The 17,835-nt window shown below is 31.1% G+C and carries 15 protein-coding genes; 1 reads left to right on the top strand and 14 read right to left on the bottom strand.

The features are described from left to right. Window positions 1–122: 122 nt before the first annotated feature. The 14 genes from ACKTTC_RS19195 to ACKTTC_RS19260 form a co-directional block, all read right to left on the bottom strand. Window positions 123–2,354 (bottom strand): hypothetical protein, encoded by a 2,232-nt coding sequence (locus ACKTTC_RS19195; protein ID WP_408041487.1) that lies wholly within the window; start codon window positions 2,352–2,354, stop codon window positions 123–125. 91 nt (window positions 2,355–2,445) lie between these two features. Further along, window positions 2,446–2,985, bottom strand: a complete 540-nt coding sequence (locus ACKTTC_RS19200; RefSeq protein WP_408041488.1) for an energy transducer TonB — start codon at window positions 2,983–2,985, stop codon at window positions 2,446–2,448. 114 nt (window positions 2,986–3,099) lie between these two features. After that, window positions 3,100–3,960, bottom strand: coding sequence for an ATP synthase F1 subunit gamma (atpG, locus tag ACKTTC_RS19205; RefSeq protein WP_408041489.1), 861 nt, complete (start codon window positions 3,958–3,960; stop codon window positions 3,100–3,102). A gap of 71 nt (window positions 3,961–4,031) precedes the next feature. Further along, window positions 4,032–5,612 carry a F0F1 ATP synthase subunit alpha gene (gene atpA, locus ACKTTC_RS19210; RefSeq protein ID WP_408041490.1) on the bottom strand — a complete coding sequence of 527 codons (1,581 nt, stop codon included), beginning with the start codon at window positions 5,610–5,612 and terminating at the stop codon, window positions 4,032–4,034. Between the two features lie 60 nt (window positions 5,613–5,672). Beyond that, the gene (atpH, locus tag ACKTTC_RS19215) at window positions 5,673–6,230 is read right to left on the bottom strand and encodes an ATP synthase F1 subunit delta (protein WP_408041491.1); all 558 of its coding nucleotides are present in this window, start codon (window positions 6,228–6,230) and stop codon (window positions 5,673–5,675) included. Between the two features lie 9 nt (window positions 6,231–6,239). Then, window positions 6,240–6,737, bottom strand: coding sequence for a F0F1 ATP synthase subunit B (locus ACKTTC_RS19220; protein WP_408041492.1), 498 nt, complete (start codon window positions 6,735–6,737; stop codon window positions 6,240–6,242). A 107-nt stretch (window positions 6,738–6,844) separates the two neighbouring features. Continuing rightward, window positions 6,845–7,033: an ATP synthase F0 subunit C gene (atpE, locus tag ACKTTC_RS19225; protein ID WP_004569351.1), complete on the bottom strand. Its 189-nt coding sequence runs from the start codon at window positions 7,031–7,033 to the stop codon at window positions 6,845–6,847. Window positions 7,034–7,075: 42 nt separating this feature from the next. Continuing rightward, on the bottom strand, window positions 7,076–8,242 hold the full coding sequence (atpB, locus tag ACKTTC_RS19230) for a F0F1 ATP synthase subunit A (protein WP_408041493.1): 1,167 nt from the start codon (window positions 8,240–8,242) through the stop codon (window positions 7,076–7,078). A gap of 124 nt (window positions 8,243–8,366) precedes the next feature. Then, window positions 8,367–8,747, bottom strand: a complete 381-nt coding sequence (locus tag ACKTTC_RS19235) for a DUF6168 family protein (protein WP_408041494.1) — start codon at window positions 8,745–8,747, stop codon at window positions 8,367–8,369. Continuing rightward, window positions 8,740–8,958, bottom strand: a complete 219-nt coding sequence (locus ACKTTC_RS19240; RefSeq protein ID WP_408041495.1) for an AtpZ/AtpI family protein — start codon at window positions 8,956–8,958, stop codon at window positions 8,740–8,742. Before ACKTTC_RS19240 ends, ACKTTC_RS19235 begins: the two co-directional genes overlap by 8 nt. After that, the gene (locus ACKTTC_RS19245; protein WP_408041496.1) at window positions 8,939–9,373 is read right to left on the bottom strand and encodes a bactofilin family protein; all 435 of its coding nucleotides are present in this window, start codon (window positions 9,371–9,373) and stop codon (window positions 8,939–8,941) included. Before ACKTTC_RS19245 ends, ACKTTC_RS19240 begins: the two co-directional genes overlap by 20 nt. Window positions 9,374–9,379: 6 nt before the next feature. Next, entirely contained in the window at window positions 9,380–11,611 is a 2,232-nt protein-coding gene (gene porW, locus ACKTTC_RS19250) for a type IX secretion system periplasmic lipoprotein PorW/SprE (protein WP_408041497.1), read from the bottom strand. A gap of 89 nt (window positions 11,612–11,700) precedes the next feature. Further along, window positions 11,701–12,396, bottom strand: coding sequence for an ABC transporter ATP-binding protein (locus ACKTTC_RS19255; protein WP_408041498.1), 696 nt, complete (start codon window positions 12,394–12,396; stop codon window positions 11,701–11,703). 19 nt (window positions 12,397–12,415) lie between these two features. Then, window positions 12,416–13,885, bottom strand: coding sequence for a DUF5687 family protein (locus tag ACKTTC_RS19260; protein ID WP_408041499.1), 1,470 nt, complete (start codon window positions 13,883–13,885; stop codon window positions 12,416–12,418). Between the two features lie 405 nt (window positions 13,886–14,290). Between ACKTTC_RS19260 and ACKTTC_RS19265 the strand changes: the two genes are divergently transcribed. Then, window positions 14,291–17,725: a M4 family metallopeptidase gene (locus ACKTTC_RS19265; protein WP_408041500.1), complete on the top strand. Its 3,435-nt coding sequence runs from the start codon at window positions 14,291–14,293 to the stop codon at window positions 17,723–17,725. Window positions 17,726–17,835 lie beyond the last annotated feature (110 nt).

A 17,835-nucleotide genomic window follows, 5' to 3' on the forward strand; every position in this document is an offset into this window, starting at 1 on the left:
TATAAAATATATTGTTCAGTTCTTGTTCCTACACTGTTTATAACTGTTAATGTCACTACATATCTTCCTAGTCTATTCTATTTATATTTACTAAAGCTTCATTTCCTGTAAAACTAAGTTGATTACTTTTTAGGGAGTTTATAAATAATTTTTACTGCTAATGTAAATTTTATTTTATCCTCTTGATCTATAGTATTCATTTGATCATTGTATTTGTCAAATAAGTGTAAAATATAATTTATATGTTCAGGAAAAGAAGTAAAATCAATAATATTATTATCTTTAATATTTATCATTTTTTGTGTAGCCTCATCAATAGCTCCATTTACAAACTCATAAAACAAGTATAATATATATAAATTATCTACTTCTGGATTTAACTTTGAAATACGCTTAATATATTGTAGTCGCTTTTTAAAACTAATTTCTTTATTCTCAAATACTGAATTTATTTCTTTTACATAACTATTCTTATACGACCAAGATGCAGCAACACTCATTTGAAGTTTCATTAAATTAAGTGTTTCCTCTATTAAATCATTAGAATTAAAAAGAGTTATTAAATTTAATAAGTCCTCTTTATTTTTAGTTTGTTTATATAATCTTCTTAATCTCTTTTTTAGTTTTTGATTGACTATCTTTTCTAATACTACTTTACTAAAATTCAATTTCCCGTAATGGCTTATATCGCTTAGATAACTATCTAAATATTCCTTATAGTTTTTGTTCGCTTCTAAAACCTTTAAATAAAGATTTCGAAGATTAAGATTATGCTCATTTTTTGAAATTTTCTCTTTAAGTTTATCTATTATTATCCTACTTTCTTGTTCGTTTATGTTATCTAATAAAATACTAATACAAACCTTATCTTTATCTTGATCATTACTATTAAAAATAATTGCGCTCAAAGTATCGTTAAGATTACAAATGTTTTGTATTAAATTATTTTGTGCACCTTTAAAATATATTGGGTTAGCTTTACTTTGATTGAGGCTTAATAAATCTATAAATGCCTTTAAGATATTTTTCGAAGTATTAGCGTTTAATTCAAAGTAGTCTTTATTAGATACTAATAGATTTAATAATAGCTCTTTTTGATAGTAATTAAAATTATTAAACTCATTAAGTTTTTTTAACACTTCTCTATACTTGCTAAGTGTTAGTATTTCAGGTATTTTTACAGCATTATGTAGTGGGTTACTTCTAAGGTAAATTAAATACTTATTCCAAGATTGTAGATCTCTATAATGAACACGAGAGATTAATTTACTGTATTCATTTATATCTTTTTCTTCATTTTTAAGATATGTAATAAGTCCTAAAAACAAGAAAAGTTCGTTATTTGTAATTTTATTTAAGTAGCTTTCATTAAAACTTGTTAGAACTCCTTTTAGAAAAGATTGGTTTTTTAAGATTAACCTCAATATTTGATCCCTATCTAAATCCTCTTTTAAAAAATTTATAAAATGATCCGAAAGATCTATACTCCCGTTTTCTCCTAAAATTTGTCTAAAATCTCTAGGCAAATAGTTTTCTTTGGCATGCAAAAATATAAATGATTTATATATTAGTTTTGAATCATTGTTTATAACTCCTTTTAAAACTTCTGTGAGCTGTTTCTCTATTGAAGTTTGATTTTTATCTAATAATAGCTTTTTAATACTTTCTAGATCATTTTCTTTTATTTTTAGAGTATCTTTTACTTGGATACATAATTTTTCATTACAATCTTCTATATACTTTACAAGGTTTTTCGAATTAAATTTTTTCGGATATCTTTTATAAAGATTAATAAGTGAAAAGTATTTTTCTTTTCTTCTATATGCAAATTCTACATCAATTTTTGACAACATTAAAAACAAATAGTTATCATCACTATTTATATCAACTTTCTTTAAGTAAGAATTTATTTTTTTTGTTAGGTTTGTTTCTCTAGGTTTATTTTTAAGTACTTCTCTTATTGATAATTTTAACTGTAAACATTCTTCTTTAACTAATTTTTTATAATACCCATAATCATCTATATTATCCGTTAATAAGCTTACTAATGCTTTGTAATAATTGTGTAATTTACTCTCTAGTCCTAAATTATTTATGAATTTAAAACTCTTATTTTTTCCATAAAGGTTATATTCTAATAAACTTTTACCTATTATATATTCTTCAGAAACTTTGTCTACATTAGAAATTAATTTAGTTGCTTCTTCTAGATTTCCTCCAAAACTACTAGCTGTTATTATTTGATTTAATTTTAAAAAGTCATCATTTAAATTCACAACCCTATCATCAATATATGATAATTGAGATTCTATTTTAAATGAAAAGATGAGTAAAAAAAATAGTAACCTTTTCATGAAGTAAATAATTTAAAAAAGAAAAAAAATAAGTATTGACTATTTTCATAGGAATACTTATTTTATTAATCAATAATTTTAGTATTCAAACTTATTCTACTCTAAAAGTAATTGGTAATGTATAACCTACTCTTACAGGAACTCCTTTTTGTAATGCTGGTTTTTCCATTTTAGGAATTAATTTTGCAATTCTAATAGCTTCTTCTTCTAATTTTGGGTGTGGGCCTCGGGCGACTATATTAATTATTTCTCCTGTATAGTCTATTTTAAATTGTAAGTATATTCTTTTAACCCCTGGAGTTAATCCTGAAGTACATTCTTCCTCTTCTATACCTGTTTCTTTGTTTTTTACTAATATCTTTTCTAAACAGTTCATCATTTCTATATTGAAATGTTTACCTATATGCTTGCGCATACTCAAATTAAAACACTTTTTCTTTTCTTTATTTGTTTTTAATATTCCACATCCAGGAAACACAGGTACCTCTTCAATAACTCTAAAAGGTACATCTTTTATAGTATTCGAAGTCATTGTAGAGTCTTCTTTTATAATCTCTTTCTCTTGAGCTAATGTATTATTAATGTAGAAAAATAGAACAATTGTTACAAGGTTTGGAATTATTTTTTTCATAATATTATTTTTTTGATAATGCAATTTAATCTTTAGTAGATGCAATAATAAAAACAAAACAGGGAACTCTAAAAGAATTCCCTGTTTTATATTTATATAAATAAGACTTATGCCTTAATTATTCAATGCTTCTGCACCACCAACAATCTCTAAGATTTCGTTAGTAATAGCAGCCTGACGAGCTTTATTATATGTTAATAATAAGTCATCTCTTAATTCCTTAGCATTATCTGTTGCTTTGTGCATTGCAGTCATACGAGCACCGTGTTCGGCAGCAAATGAATCACGTACTGCTTTGTATAACTGTGTTTTTAATGACTTAGGAATTAAATCTAATACGATCTCTTCTTTAGAAGGTTCGAAAATATAATCCAATTGTATATTATCATCACTTTCTACTGGTTCTATTGGTAAAAACTGCTCAACCATGGCAATTTGCGTTGCAGCATTCTTAAAACGGTTGTAGATAATTTCTATCTTATCGTAAGAACCTGCTACGTATAAATCCATTAATTGTTCTGCAATTTCAGCAACATTATCAAAAGTTAAATCATCAAAAACATCGTTTCTGTTTTCAAATACATTATACTCTTTAGATAAAATATCGTTTCCTTTTTTACCAATTGTAAAAAGGTCTACTTCTACATTACCATACTTCTCTTGAACAGTGCTAACTGTCTTTTTTATGATAGATGAATTAAATCCTCCACATAAACCTCTGTTAGAAGTAATAGCAACTAATAATACTTTAGATACTTTTCTTTGTTCAGAATATGCTCCTCCAGTATTTCCTTCTAAAGTTGCACTTAAGCTTTGTAAAAGCTCAGTTAACTTCGAAGAATAAGGACGCATTGCTGTAATAGCATCTTGTGCCTTTTTCAACTTTGCAGCAGATACCATTTTCATGGCAGATGTAATCTGCATTGTTGAACCTATTGAAGTAATTCTGTTACGTATTTCTTTTAAGTTTGCCATACTTGTAAGTATTTAGTATTGAGTACTGAGTATTGAGATATGGTTTCTCAATACCCAATACTAAAGTCTTTTTATGCTGTATATTTAGCAGAAATTTCTTTTGCTGCTTCTCTTAACACATCCGTAGCTTCATCAGTTAATTTTCCTGATTTTAATACGTCTAATGTATCTCTATGCTTTGCATTTAAGAACTCGATATAGTTTGCTTCGAATTCTTTTACTTTATTTACAGGTACGTCTTTTAATAAGTTTTTAGAACCTGCATAGATAATTGCAACCTGATCTTCTACAGTAAAAGGATCTCCTTGATTTTGCTTTAAGATCTCTACGTTACGCTTACCTTTTTCAATTACGTTCATTGTAGCTGCATCTAAGTCTGATCCAAACTTAGCGAATGCTTCTAATTCACGATATTGCGCTTGGTCTAACTTTAATGTACCAGATACTTTCTTCATTGATTTAATCTGAGCAGAACCTCCTACACGCGATACTGAGATACCTACGTTAATTGCAGGACGTACACCCGAGTTGAATAAGTCAGACTCTAAGAAGATCTGTCCGTCTGTAATCGAAATTACGTTTGTTGGAATATATGCAGAAACGTCTCCCGCTTGTGTTTCAATAATTGGTAAGGCTGTTAATGATCCTCCACCTTTTACTTTACCTTTTAAAGACTCTGGTAAGTCGTTCATTTGTGCAGCAATTGAATCATCATTAATAACTTTTGCAGCACGCTCTAATAATCTAGAGTGTAAGTAGAAAACGTCTCCAGGGTACGCCTCACGTCCTGGTGGACGACGTAATAATAAAGATACCTCACGGTAAGCTACCGCTTGCTTAGATAAATCATCATAAATGATTAATGCTGGGCGTCCAGTATCTCTAAAGTACTCACCAATTGCAGCTCCTGCGAATGGTGCATATACCTGCATTGGTGCAGGATCTGAAGCGTTAGCTGCTACGATTGTAGTATATGCTAAAGCTCCTTTTTCTTCTAACATATTTGCGATTGCAGCTACTGTAGAACCTTTTTGACCTACTGCAACGTAGATACAATATACTGGCTCTCCTGCATCGTAAAATTCTTTTTGGTTTAAGATAGTATCAATTGCAACAGTTGACTTTCCTGTTTGACGGTCTCCAATGATTAACTCACGTTGTCCACGTCCAATAGGAATCATTGCATCTACAGACTTAATACCTGTTTGTAATGGCTCAGTTACTGGCTGACGATAGATAACTCCTGGTGCTTTACGTTCTAAAGGCATTTCATAAGTTTCTCCTTCGATTGGTCCTTTACCGTCAATTGGGTTACCTAAAGTATCTACAACTCTACCAACAATTCCTTCTCCTACTTTTAAAGAAGCGATTCTTTCTGTACGTTTTACCGTAGAACCTTCACTTACACCAGTTGAAGATCCTAATAATACCACCCCTACATTGTCTTCTTCTAAGTTTAATACGATTCCTTCTAAACCGCCACCAAAATCAACTAATTCTCCGTATTGTACGTTAGATAAACCATATACACGAGCAATACCATCACCCACTTGTAATACAGTTCCTACTTCATTAAGAGTAGCTTTTGATTCGAAATTTGTTAATTGTTCCTTTAAGATTGCTGATACTTCAGCTGGTTTTATTGCTGCCATTTTATTATTTTTTTGCTTTTAGCTTAAAGGCATAAAGCTTATAAATATTAACTTTTAAATTTAAATTTTTGGGATGTAATGACTGTTGTCAAATTCTCTTCTTAATTCGTCGAATTGATTTGAGATACTTGCGTCGTATTGTACATCTCCAACACGTAATATAAATCCTCCAATAATATCAGGATTCACAATGTTTTCTATTGTAGCACTGTTTCCAGTAATTGCTACTATTTTATCTTGAATTTTCACTTCTAACTTACTATTTAATGGAACAGCTGTAGTTACTTTAGCTGTTTGCATGTTCTTGTAATAATCGAATATGATAGAATATTGCTTTGCAACTTTTTCTAACATAATCATACGCTTGTTTTCTGCTAATAAGTTAAACAACCCTTTCGTAATATTATTTACCTTATCTCCAAATAAAGCATCAAGAACTTTCTTTTTATCAGAAGCTTTAATAACAGGACTTTTAAGCATTGCATCTAAATCATCGCTAGTAGCAATAGTTGCAACAATAGATTTCATATTATCATTTACTTCTGCATCTTTTCCTTGCTCTTTAGCTAGGTTTAATATTGCTTTTGCGTAACGTAATGCTGGTCTTGCTCCTTTCATCTTTTTAGATTAGTTTAAAGTAACTTCTTCTAACATTCCTTCTACAAGCTTTAATTGATCGTCTTGTGAAGCTAATTCTTTCTTTACAACTGTTTGAGCGATACCAATAGATAACTCAGCTACATTCTTCTTTAATTCTGCAATTGCAGCTTGTTGCTCTTGCTTGATTGTTGCTTTAGCATTTTCGATCATCGTAGCTCCTTGTTCTGAAGCTTCTTCTTTTGCCTCAGCAATGATTTTATCTTTAATCTCACGAGCTTCTTTTAACATAGCATCTCTCTCTGCTCTTGCTTCTTTTAATAATCTATCGTTATCAGCTTGTAAGTTTTGCATTTCTTTCTTTGCTTCTTCAGCAGCATCTAATGCACTTTGGATACCCTCTTCACGCTCAGTTAACGCTTGCATAATTGGTTTCCAAGCAAACTTCATCATTAAAAATATTAAGATTAATAAGATGATTGCTTGCATGATGAACAACCCTGGTGAAAAATCTTCTAATAAATTCATTTCTTCTGTTGTTATGTGGTAGTATTATTTTTTTGTTTAATTCTTTTAAAACACTTTCTGTAGCCAACCGCTACAGAAGAGTGTTTTTCTGTTTGTCTTTTCCGGAATTATTTTCCTAAGATTAAAGCACCAAATGCTAAACCTTCTAATAATGCTCCGATGATGATCATCGCTGTTTGGATTTTACCAGCAGCCTCAGGTTGACGAGCAATTCCTTCCATTGCTTTTCCACCGATTTGACCTAATCCGATTCCTCCACCGATTACGATTAATCCTGCTCCAATTAAATTGTACATACTAATTGATTTATATTAATTAAACAAATTCTTATTCTAAACTTAAATTATTGTGTTATCCTCATATCCATGTCCTTCTGCATCGTGCGCATGATCGTGATCGTGCTCTTGTACAGCCATACCGATAAATAAAGATGATAACATTGTAAAAATGAATGCTTGTAAGAAAGCAACTAAAATTTCAATTACAGAAATAAATAGTGATAATATTAATGAAATTCCTGTTGAACCTACAGCTCCAAATTGACTTTTTAAAGTAATCATTAAAGCAATTAAACTCATTACTACGAAGTGACCTGCTGTCATGTTTGCGAACAAACGAATTAATAATGAGAATGGCTTTGTAAACATCCCTAATATTTCAATAGGTGCTAAAATGATTTTCATTGGCACTGGAACACCTGGCATCCAGAAAATGTGCCCCCAATAATCTTTATTTGCACTAAACTGCACAATAAAGAATGTAAATAAAGCTAAACAAACTGTTACTGCTATCTGTCCTGTTACGTTAAATCCTAATGGAGTTAATCCCATTAAGTTTAAGATCCAGATAAAGAAGAATACCGTTAAAAGGAATCCCATAAATTTACGATAGTGCTTTTCTCCAATATTTGGTCTAGCAATTTCGTCTCTTACATATAACACTAGTGGTTCTAGTACTCTACCAATACCTGTTGGTACTGGTCCTTTTTTATATCCATTTGCTAACGAGCGGAATCCTAAGATCATTAATAAACCTGCGATTAACATTCCGAATACACTTTTAGTAATAGAAAGATCCAATACTTTGTGTGCATTTGTAGCATGATGATCTGCATCAAAAGTTACTTCTGTAGCTCCTTCGTTTAATTCATAAATTTTACTATGAATCTTTGTTAACTTCACACCACCTTTATCAACAATAACATGTCCGTTATCATTGTGATGAAATGCAGAAGACATAAACATCTTCAATCCTTGGCTTGTCCAAACAATAACTGGCAATGGAAAACCAACATGAACTCTTTTCCCTGAATCGTTTGTATACGAAAACAGCGAAAAATCATGAGAATCCGCCAAGTGATGTTTAATATAACTTTTAATTGATTCAGGTGAATTAATTTGTTCTCCTTTTTCAGAAGCTCCACCTCCTCCAGCGAAAGCTGGTAACGAAGATAACACTGTTACTAGTGCTATTAAAAAACTGATAGGTTTTTTTGCTATCATCATACCTTTATAAAATAGATTTATGCGCTCTAAATTTCCGTGCAAAGGTACACAATTAATTAAAACTACAAACCCTTTTTTTACCTTAGTTTTTCATACCCTTTTAAAAGGGGTTTTTAACCGCAAACTATTTACTATTCAACAGTTTTGAAACAGCTATAGCTTCAGTTATTAAAAAAACAAATAAAGGTATTACTAATGAAATTCGTTCTGGTTTGGTCAATGCTTCGTTTCCGAACAAGTCTGTATTAAAAATAAGAACGAAAAAACCCATTTTTAAGAAAATAGATGCTAAGTATGCATAACCTGCTTGCGTTGGTAATTTTTCAGCTACAAATTCAATAATTACATAAATAAGACTTGCTGCTATTACATGAAAGAGATATACACTCGATAAAGAGAAAGAAAGTACTGTTTTGTTAGCACTTAATATATATTGATGAGAAAAATAGGTTACTAAAAATAATACTATTGCTACTGCAAAAAATAGTACAATACGTTTAATCATTGTCGTTTGAAAGTTTGGATACTTGACGAATTACAGAATACATTGCGCCAAAAACAGCCAGTAGTGTTACAATTTTTGTATACATTTCGGAATCGTTAGGGAATTTAGTATCTAACCATTTACCTAGTAAACTACCTAGGTAAATAGTAAGTCCCATTTGCATTGCTATACCGCTAAACCGAACGTATTTATTAAGCTGTTTTTTGGGCATTATTTCCTTTGCCTATCTCTTTTACTTTTTCTTTGGTAGGTTTAACAACTGGTGCACCTTTCATATTACAAGTAGCGTTAAATGTTGCTCCTGGTTCTGTAGAAATTTGACCTACTGTTACATTCCCTGTAATATATGCTGTAGACTTTGCTGTTAGTGTATCAAGTACATTAAAGTCCCCTGAAAATTTCCCTTCAACATCTGCATTGTTACACTCTACTGTTCCATTGATAAAACCATCTTTACCAATAATAACACGTCCTTGTGTTGTAAGTGTACCTTCTAATGTTCCATCTATTCTAAAATCACCTTCTGATGTAAGATCTCCAACAATTTTAGTTCCTTTACCTATTACATTTCTATTGGTTGATTTTCTTTCAACCATTGGTTCTTTTTTGTTTTTATTACTGAACATAAGGGATTATTTTATACGTTTGATTATTTCGTTTGCTTCCTGACCTTCAATACTATTAGGGTAATTGGATGTCACAAATTCAAGAGCTTTTTTGTATTCCTCCTTGGTTTTGTACTTTCCAATTGCTAAAGCTCTTAAGAGTGCAAATTTAGCAATTAAATCTGAATTCTCTATATCCTCCCATAAAATATCTACCTGATTTACAACATCTTCAAAACATTTCTCTTTGTAAATCGCATAAGCATATTTATATTTTTCATCTACTTCGCTAACTTTCTTATCGTTAGAAATCTTACTATCTGGATTATTAATGATTTGAGCGAATTTAGAATTTGGGTAATCATTAAGAATTAATGTCTTTTTTGCAGCCTCTTTTTCTTTTTCGTTTTCTTGACCGTATAACTGATATAAATGATAGTTAATAGGTAAAATTAGCTCTGGTTTCTTATTCGTAACTAACAGTTCCTCCAAGTTTTTAATTGCCAATTCAGGATTCTTAAATTGTTCTTTATAAATTAGTCCTAATTGGTACAATGCTGCATTTCTATCTTCTCTCAACTTCTCTATTACAGCAGGGTCGGTTGGTATTTTACTAAGATACGTTTCTACTTTGTACTTACTATCTGTTTTCTCCGTTTGTACTTCTTCCTCTTCTTCTACTGCATCTGTATCTACCTGTGATTTATCTGACCAACGCCAATTATCTTCTAAAGGCCTTGTTCCCCAAGTTTTTTGAAAGTTTACTTTTCCAAAACCTTTAGATTGGTTATTATAAAAATACCATTTCCCTTGATTATTTCCACCAAAAGAAGCTCCTCCTCCAAACTGACTTCCAAAATTTTGAGAGTTTAACAATCGCTGTCTTTTATTCTCATCTGCTTCTTTTAATTTCTCTATATAACCTTCAAAGAAAATCGTTCTTTCGTCAGGCGTCATAGCTACAAGGCGAAGAATACTATCGTTAGTTATAACTGTTTCTTCATAATTCTTAAGCTTTGTAAGCCCTTTATTTTTTCGCTTTATTCTTCGGATTCTCTTCTCATTTTCAAACTCTTCGGTAGTAACTTGTAACACACTATCATAAAAAGAACCTGCTAATAAATAGTCTTGTTTATTGAAATAAATATTCCCTAATCGTTCGTAAGCATGTGTTTTCTGATAAACATCGTTACTTTGCTCTTCTAAGGACTTTAAATAATATTCTATAGCTTTTTCAATATTCCCTCTATCTTCCTGTAATACTCCTGCTTGGAAATACAATTCATTTAAATACTTTCTATTATCCGTATTCCTTATTAACTTTCGCATACGGTCAATCAACAGAACATTCGAAGAATCTTTAGCTTCTATATTTTTTACAAGCTCAATACTTGCGTGAACTCTATATTTTTCTGGGATCCCTCTACCATCTGCTAACTTTCTAAAAACCATTCTAGCAGAATCTTTTCGACCTAACTCACTATAAATCTGACCTAATACAAAAGCATTTCTAGCCGACTGATGGTTTCTTGTAAGCTCTATAGATTTTGTTAAGTTTTCTATTACTTTTTGAATACTATCTGCTTTTTCATAAGCCATTGCTAATGCAGTATACGCAGATTGACGTTGTACTTTAGATAGATTCTTTTCATTTTCATCTAAAGCCACTAATAATTTTAACGACTCAATAGCAAGTTTCTCATTATCTAAACGAATGTTAGATTTTGCTCTCCAAACTTTAGTATCGTAAATTAAATCTGCTTTCGGGTAATTTGCAATAATGTAGTTAAACGCCTCTATTGCAGGAATAAACCTTTGTGTATAGTAACGAGCTTTTCCTAGCAACAAATAAGAATCGTCTATTTGTCTATTTTTTTCATACCCTTTAATGTTCATAGAGTGTTTTTGAATTGCTTTTACAGCTTTTTCTTCAGCTCTATCGAAAGGTGTAGCAGGTTTAGAACTTTCTTTATCTTTATTATCAAAACCATCTCCAGGTGAAGCAAACTTAATAGCTCCAATGCTTCTTTCATTGAACTTTATAGGTTCAATTGGAAGTCTTTTCCAGAAATTATCTGTATAATTTTCTTCAATACCTTTCAACCCTTTTTCAAATGCTTGTTCTCCGTTAAAAAGCACATTATATTTTGTAGTTAATGCATGAAAGTTCCTGTTAATAACAGAGTCTTTTTTTGTACTACAAGAAAACACAATGCTAGTAACTATTGTTAAGGGCAGTAAGTAATAAGATTTTTTCATAAAAAAACGCTCTACTGAATACAACAGATAAAATTATTAACTATTGTACTCATGAGCGTAAAAATAGAAATAAAAAGCTAATTTTCTAGCTATGATGAGAAATAGCTCTCTAATTCTTTTAAAGTTACCGGAGATGTTTGTATATCTTTCACAACATTTCCTTTTTCTAACACAACAATACGTTCACAAACTTCAGTTACATGACTCAAATCGTGACTAGAAACTAGCACTGTAGTTTCTTGTTCTTGTATTAAATTTTTGATAATGTTTTTTAATCGTATTTGAGTAGTTGGATCAAGATTCGCAAAAGGCTCATCTAATACCACAACCTTAGGATTTCCCATCATTGCAGCTACAATACCTACTTTTTTCTGGTTTCCTTTACTTAGATCTCGTAAGAATTTTTTCTTCCCTAAAATTTCGTCATTAAAAAACTCTTCAAACTGAGTTAAGAAGCTTTTTATATCTGCATCATTCATACCACGCAACTCGCCTATAAAATCGAAATATTCATTTGGTGTTAAGTAACCAATTAAAAAGCTTTCATCTATAAATGACCCTGTGAATGTTTTCCAATCTTCACTTTTACTAACCGTTATACTGTTATTATCTATATTTCCAGTTGTAGGTCTAATTAAATCCAATAAAAGATTAAATAATGTTGTTTTACCTGCACCATTATTCCCCACCAAACCAAAAGATTCTCCTTTAGGAATATCTAATGATGAAATATTTAAAACTTCTGTTGATCCGTATTTTTTTGAAATATTTTTGACTTGTATCATTTTCTTCTTATTTGTGTAATTATTTTTTTTGATTGAATGCATGAATTGCTGCATACTTATTTTCGATATACTTTTTCTCTATCAAATTCATGATGTAGTTTTTAAAGACTAATCCTAAAACCCCTACAGTAGCAATCGCGATAATTCCCGCATTAAAACCAACAAGTTTATTAAAGATCCAAAATAAAAACATTGGCACTCCCATAATTGGAATAATAATTAAGAATTGAGTGGCGCTAGTTCCCTGTGTATTTCCAAATCCACTAGACTGTAAATCAATTCTCTTTCTATTAAAAGACCCTGCAAAAAGTAAAAACAACGTATTAAATCCAATATTAAAAACCGCACCAGCAGTAATCATTAAAAACTTGTCCAATCCATAATACAAATATGGAATACTTAAGATGTACAACACAAAAGTTACTACTGACATTAACAACCATTTACTTTCTAAAAATTTACGGTAACGAATATTTTGACTCATAATCATTTTATAATATTCACTATCCCAAGCAGGAATAAACTGACCATAATTAATAGCAAAACCACCGGTTACAAAAAGTGATGCAAAAATTAAAAAAGCAGGCATATTTTCTTCATATGTTTTATTTGAAAAGAAAATAACTCCATAAAACAAAAACAAGAAAGACATTAAAAAAACCGTTTTCGTTCTCTTATTTCTCCAAATCAAACGCATTTCATTTTTAATAAATGGTGCTAAATCACCTAATCCATCTATAAAAGATAAATCTGAAGTAGTAGCCTCTTTTGCTTTTACCTGTACTACATCATCTAAATACAACTGGCTTTTTAGTTTTTTATAATTCAAAAAGTAAAAAACAAATACTAAAGCTAATGGTATAAGAACAAATAACCAATTATTATAAAAACCGCTAAAAACAGCAATACTAACTCCTGTAAAATCATATAAACCAAATTGCTGCAATGCTATAACACTACCTAAAACAACTACTAAAACCCCAAATGCTGTATTACTCTTATTTGTAATAAAGTTTAAGTAATTCGCTGAAAAAACAAGTAAAATTAATGCTGTTAACCAACTTAATACATTTTCAGCTGGATACCCTTCTTTAATTAAAACTAGCGCAAATGGGATGTAAAAAAACATTCCAAAAAAATTAAAAAAAGAAAAAGCAGATTTTGCTAATGTGTAGTTTACAAGTTTACTTTTTTTAATATTTAAAACAAGCATTGGTTTAATATTCATTACTGGTAATTTTTGCATTAAATACCTGAATATTAAATCTCCAATAATATAGAATAATAGTATACCATTTACAATTTGTAACGGATCTTGATTAGGAAATTGCTTCTTTAAAACATAGAACCCTCCTAATCCAACTCCCAAAAAAATAGCAATAAAATACAACGCAAAAATTCCTAGTAAAATGTTTACAGCAATTCCTTTTTGCCAAAACATAGAACGAAAGAATTGTTTCCATTCAAAGTTTATAAAACGTGCAATCATGTAATTTGAATTAATAGTTACTCGATTAGTATTTGAAGCTTTTATTTTGTTACATAAAAAAAGATCCAAAATTTTTAAAAATTAAAAATTTTCGAAAACGATTGCTATGTTAATTGATAAAAAAACATCTAAAAAGATTAGAATATTTTATTTTAATAAAAAAGGATTTACAAATGAAAATCACAAGAAAATACTATTATTTTTTTACCTAAAATTTTAACTAAAAAACTTTTTTAAATGCATTTTTTTGATACATTTGCCCACTTTACCACAATATTTTGTGATAAAAGCTATGGGAATTTAAATTTTCCACAAAACTCAAATTACTAATTATTAACCCCCGAAACAATGAAACACAATTGTATCAAAAGTGTGTTTTTTGCCTCGTTCCTATGCTTTGGATCCTTGTCCATTTATGCACAACACGGAAAAGGCTTAAAACAAATCAAACTTCAAAAAAAGTCTAAAACTTCCTTACAAAAAGCTCCCGAAATTCTGAAAAAAGAATTACGTCTGTCTCCAAATGAGAGCTTAAAAAAAGTAAAACAAGAAGTAGACGACTTAGGAATTACTCATGAAAAATTCCAACAACGTTTTAAAGGCATAAAAGTAGAATTTGCTACCTATACAGCACATGGTAAATCTGGTGTATTAAGTGGTTTAAATGGTAGATTCTACGATGTTGGAAAAACAAATGTTGAGCCTAAATTATCTAAAGAAGAGGCTTTTCAAATTGCGCTACAGCACACAAATGCAGAAGAATACATGTGGGAATACCCAGATGCTGCAAAAGAAATGAATAATTACCAAAAGCCAGAAGGTGAATTGGTAATTATACCGGAAGAAGTTATCAAAACTAATACTGCTAGACTAGCTTATAAGTTTGATATTTTCGCTAAAAAACCTGTTAGTAGAGGATATCTTTATGTAGATGCTCATAACGGTAAAGTTTTATTATTCAACCCTATTATTAAACATGCTGATAACTTTGGACATGCTGGTCACACAGATCATGCTGGAGAATTAACTCCTCATGTAAATAAGTTAGCAAGTAAAAAAAGCGGAATTGCGTTTTTACAAGGTTTAGCTGAAACACGTTACAGCGGAACTAGAAACATCGACGCTAGAAAAGATGCGGATGATGAGTATACTTTAAATGACGAATCAAGAAAAGTATATACAAGAAATGCGAACAACCAAGGTACTTCTGGATATCCTTATGTTGTAAACTACACTGAGTTTACAGACAATGACAATAACTGGACAACTGCTGAGCACAGTGCAAATAAAGACAATGCTGCTTTAGATGCACACTGGGGAGCAATGATGACTTATGACTATTTCTTAGACAAACACAACAGAAATAGTTTTGATGACAATGGAGCTTCAATTAGAAGTTACGTTCACGTTAGCACAAACTACGACAATGCTTTCTGGAATGGAGCTGTAATGTCTTATGGAGATGGTTCTTCAAATGGAGACGAAGGAAATGGCGGATTTGACGCTTTAACTAGTATTGATGTTGCTGCACACGAAATAGGACATGCCGTTTGTACAAACACTGCTGATTTATTATACCAAAGAGAATCTGGAGCTATGAACGAAGGGTTTTCTGATATTTGGGGAGCTGCTGTAGAGCACTTTGCTAAAGGAAACGGAAACGATATGGCACCAGACGTAACTGTTTGGTTAATCGGTGACGAAATTGATAGAAGAACAGGATCAGCTGCATTACGTTCTATGAACGATCCTAAATCTTTAAGACAACCTGATACGTATGGTGGACAATATTGGATCGATCCAAACTGTGCTTTCCCTAGTTATTTTAACGACTACTGTGGTGTACACACAAATTCAGGAGTATTAAACTACTGGTTTTATTTATTAACTGCTGGTGGTTCTGGAACTAACGATATTGGTAGTAATTATAATGTCGCAGGTATTGGTATGACTAAAGCTGCAAAAATTGCGTATCGTTTAGAAGCTAATTATTTATCTCAAACTTCAACTTTTGAAGATGCTAGAGCTGGGTCTATTGCTGCTGCTACAGATTTATTTGGTGCAGATAGTCCAGAAATTTACTCTGTAATGACTGCATGGTATGCAGTAGGTGTTGGAGACCTTTGTTTCTTAGATGCTCCAAGTAATATTGAAGCAACAAATCTTGCTGACAACGGATTTACATTAACGTGGAATGCAATTCCTGAAGCTGCATCTTATACTATTGAAACTGTTGCTTCTGTAGATGGTATATTTACGCCTGCTGCAGTTACAGTAACTACAAACAGTATAACATTCGATACTTTAGAGCCAGGTAGCGAATATACTTGTACTATTACCGCAAATTGTTCAGAAGGTGGTGATGGAGAATCAGAGTCAATTACAGTAACAACTACTGGAACAGCTCCAATTAGATACTGTCCTTCTAAAGGAAATAATGTATCTGACGAGTACATTGGAAGAGTACAATTAGGCGATATTGACAATAGCTCTGACGGAGGAGATGGATATTCTAACTTTACAGACATCTCTACAGATTTAGCTAAAGAAACTCCAAATACAATTACAATTACTCCAGTATGGACTGGAACTGTATTTAGCGAAGGTTATGGAGTTTGGATTGATTATAACCATGATGGTGATTTTGATGACCCTAACGAAACAGTTTGGACAAAAGCTCCTTCGAGAGACACTCCAGTAGGAACAACTTTTTCAGTACCAGAAGATGCCGTTTTAGGAGCAACAAGAATGCGTGTTATTTTACGTTTCTTTGATACACCAAATCCATGTGACGCTACATTCAGTTACGGTGAAGTAGAAGACTATACTGTAGTTATTAAACCAGCTCCTGACACAGAAGCTCCATCAACTCCATCTAACTTAATAGTTAGCAACATAACTCAAAATGCTGCTAAATTAACTTGGACTGCTGCAACAGATAATGTTGAAGTAACTGGTTATGATGTATTTTTAGATGGTAATTTAGTAGGAAGCACTGCAGATACTTCATATAATTTTGCAGATTTAGATGCAAGAACAACTTACAGATGTTCAGTAAAAGCAAAAGATGCAGCAGGAAATATTTCTGAAGAATCAAAAGAAGCTTCTTTCAAAACTTTACCTGATGCTGGTGATTACTGTGAATCAAAATGTACTAGCACTAAATTAGGATGGATAGATTATGTTGGATTAGGTAATATGTCTAAATCATCTGGAAATGATGGTGGTTATGCTAATTACACAAATCATGTAGCAACAATAGGAAAAGATAGATCAATGTTGTTATCTGTAAGTGCAGGATTCCCTAACGGTGGAAATCAAATGTTCTTTGGAGTTTGGATTGATTTCAACCATAATGGTGTATTCGACAAGCATGAGAAAGTAATGTCTAACGCATCAAGAGAAAGTGGTATCAGATCAACGAGTATCGCAGTACCTGCTAACGCTAAATTAGGTAAAACAATAATGCGTGTTATTATGAGATATAACGCAGAGCCTAAAGTAGGATGTGGAACTTTCAACTATGGTGAAGTAGAAGATTACATGGTAAATATTGTAAACAAAACTACAAACAACACTATAGGCTTAACTGCAACTAACGAAAAACTTTCAGATATCTCAGTATACCCTAACCCAGTATCGAACATTTTAAACCTTAGATTAAAGGCTTCAAACAACAATGCTAAGACATTCAAAGTAATCAATGTTTTAGGTAAGGTTGTTAAATCTGGAACGTTAAAGTCAACTCAATTAAATATAAACAATCTTAACAGTGGTCTTTATATTTTAGAAGTTACTGATGGCTTGAAAGTATTTAAACAAAAGTTTATAAAAAAATAACAAAAAGTAATTGTTATTACATAAAGAAACCCAGCTTAATGCTGGGTTTTTTGTTTTTTAGACCTCTTCTTACACTTTTCTATAACTTAAATAAATCTTGTTTTTTTAAT

The organism is Tenacibaculum amylolyticum (assembly GCF_964511145.1).
In the GTDB taxonomy this organism is placed as follows: domain Bacteria; phylum Bacteroidota; class Bacteroidia; order Flavobacteriales; family Flavobacteriaceae; genus Polaribacter; species Polaribacter amylolyticum.

Bases quoted from the DNA above. Each gene is read 5' to 3' on its own strand.
- ACKTTC_RS19255 (WP_408041498.1), bottom strand. From the start codon at position 12,396: ATGATACAAGTCAAAAATATTTCAAAAAAATACGGATCAACAGAAGTT.
- atpG (WP_408041489.1), bottom strand. From the start codon at position 3,960: ATGGCAAACTTAAAAGAAATACGTAACAGAATTACTTCAATAGGTTCA.
- atpA (WP_408041490.1), bottom strand. From the start codon at position 5,612: ATGGCAGCAATAAAACCAGCTGAAGTATCAGCAATCTTAAAGGAACAA.
- ACKTTC_RS19245 (WP_408041496.1), bottom strand. From the start codon at position 9,373: ATGTTCAGTAATAAAAACAAAAAAGAACCAATGGTTGAAAGAAAATCA.
- ACKTTC_RS19195 (WP_408041487.1), bottom strand. From the start codon at position 2,354: ATGAAAAGGTTACTATTTTTTTTACTCATCTTTTCATTTAAAATAGAA.
- atpE (WP_004569351.1), bottom strand. From the start codon at position 7,033: ATGTACAATTTAATTGGAGCAGGATTAATCGTAATCGGTGGAGGAATC.
- porW (WP_408041497.1), bottom strand. From the start codon at position 11,611: ATGAAAAAATCTTATTACTTACTGCCCTTAACAATAGTTACTAGCATT.
- ACKTTC_RS19260 (WP_408041499.1), bottom strand. From the start codon at position 13,885: ATGATTGCACGTTTTATAAACTTTGAATGGAAACAATTCTTTCGTTCT.
- ACKTTC_RS19200 (WP_408041488.1), bottom strand. From the start codon at position 2,985: ATGAAAAAAATAATTCCAAACCTTGTAACAATTGTTCTATTTTTCTAC.
- ACKTTC_RS19235 (WP_408041494.1), bottom strand. From the start codon at position 8,747: ATGATTAAACGTATTGTACTATTTTTTGCAGTAGCAATAGTATTATTT.
- ACKTTC_RS19220 (WP_408041492.1), bottom strand. From the start codon at position 6,737: ATGAATTTATTAGAAGATTTTTCACCAGGGTTGTTCATCATGCAAGCA.
- ACKTTC_RS19240 (WP_408041495.1), bottom strand. From the start codon at position 8,958: ATGCCCAAAAAACAGCTTAATAAATACGTTCGGTTTAGCGGTATAGCA.
- atpH (WP_408041491.1), bottom strand. From the start codon at position 6,230: ATGAAAGGAGCAAGACCAGCATTACGTTACGCAAAAGCAATATTAAAC.
- atpB (WP_408041493.1), bottom strand. From the start codon at position 8,242: ATGATGATAGCAAAAAAACCTATCAGTTTTTTAATAGCACTAGTAACA.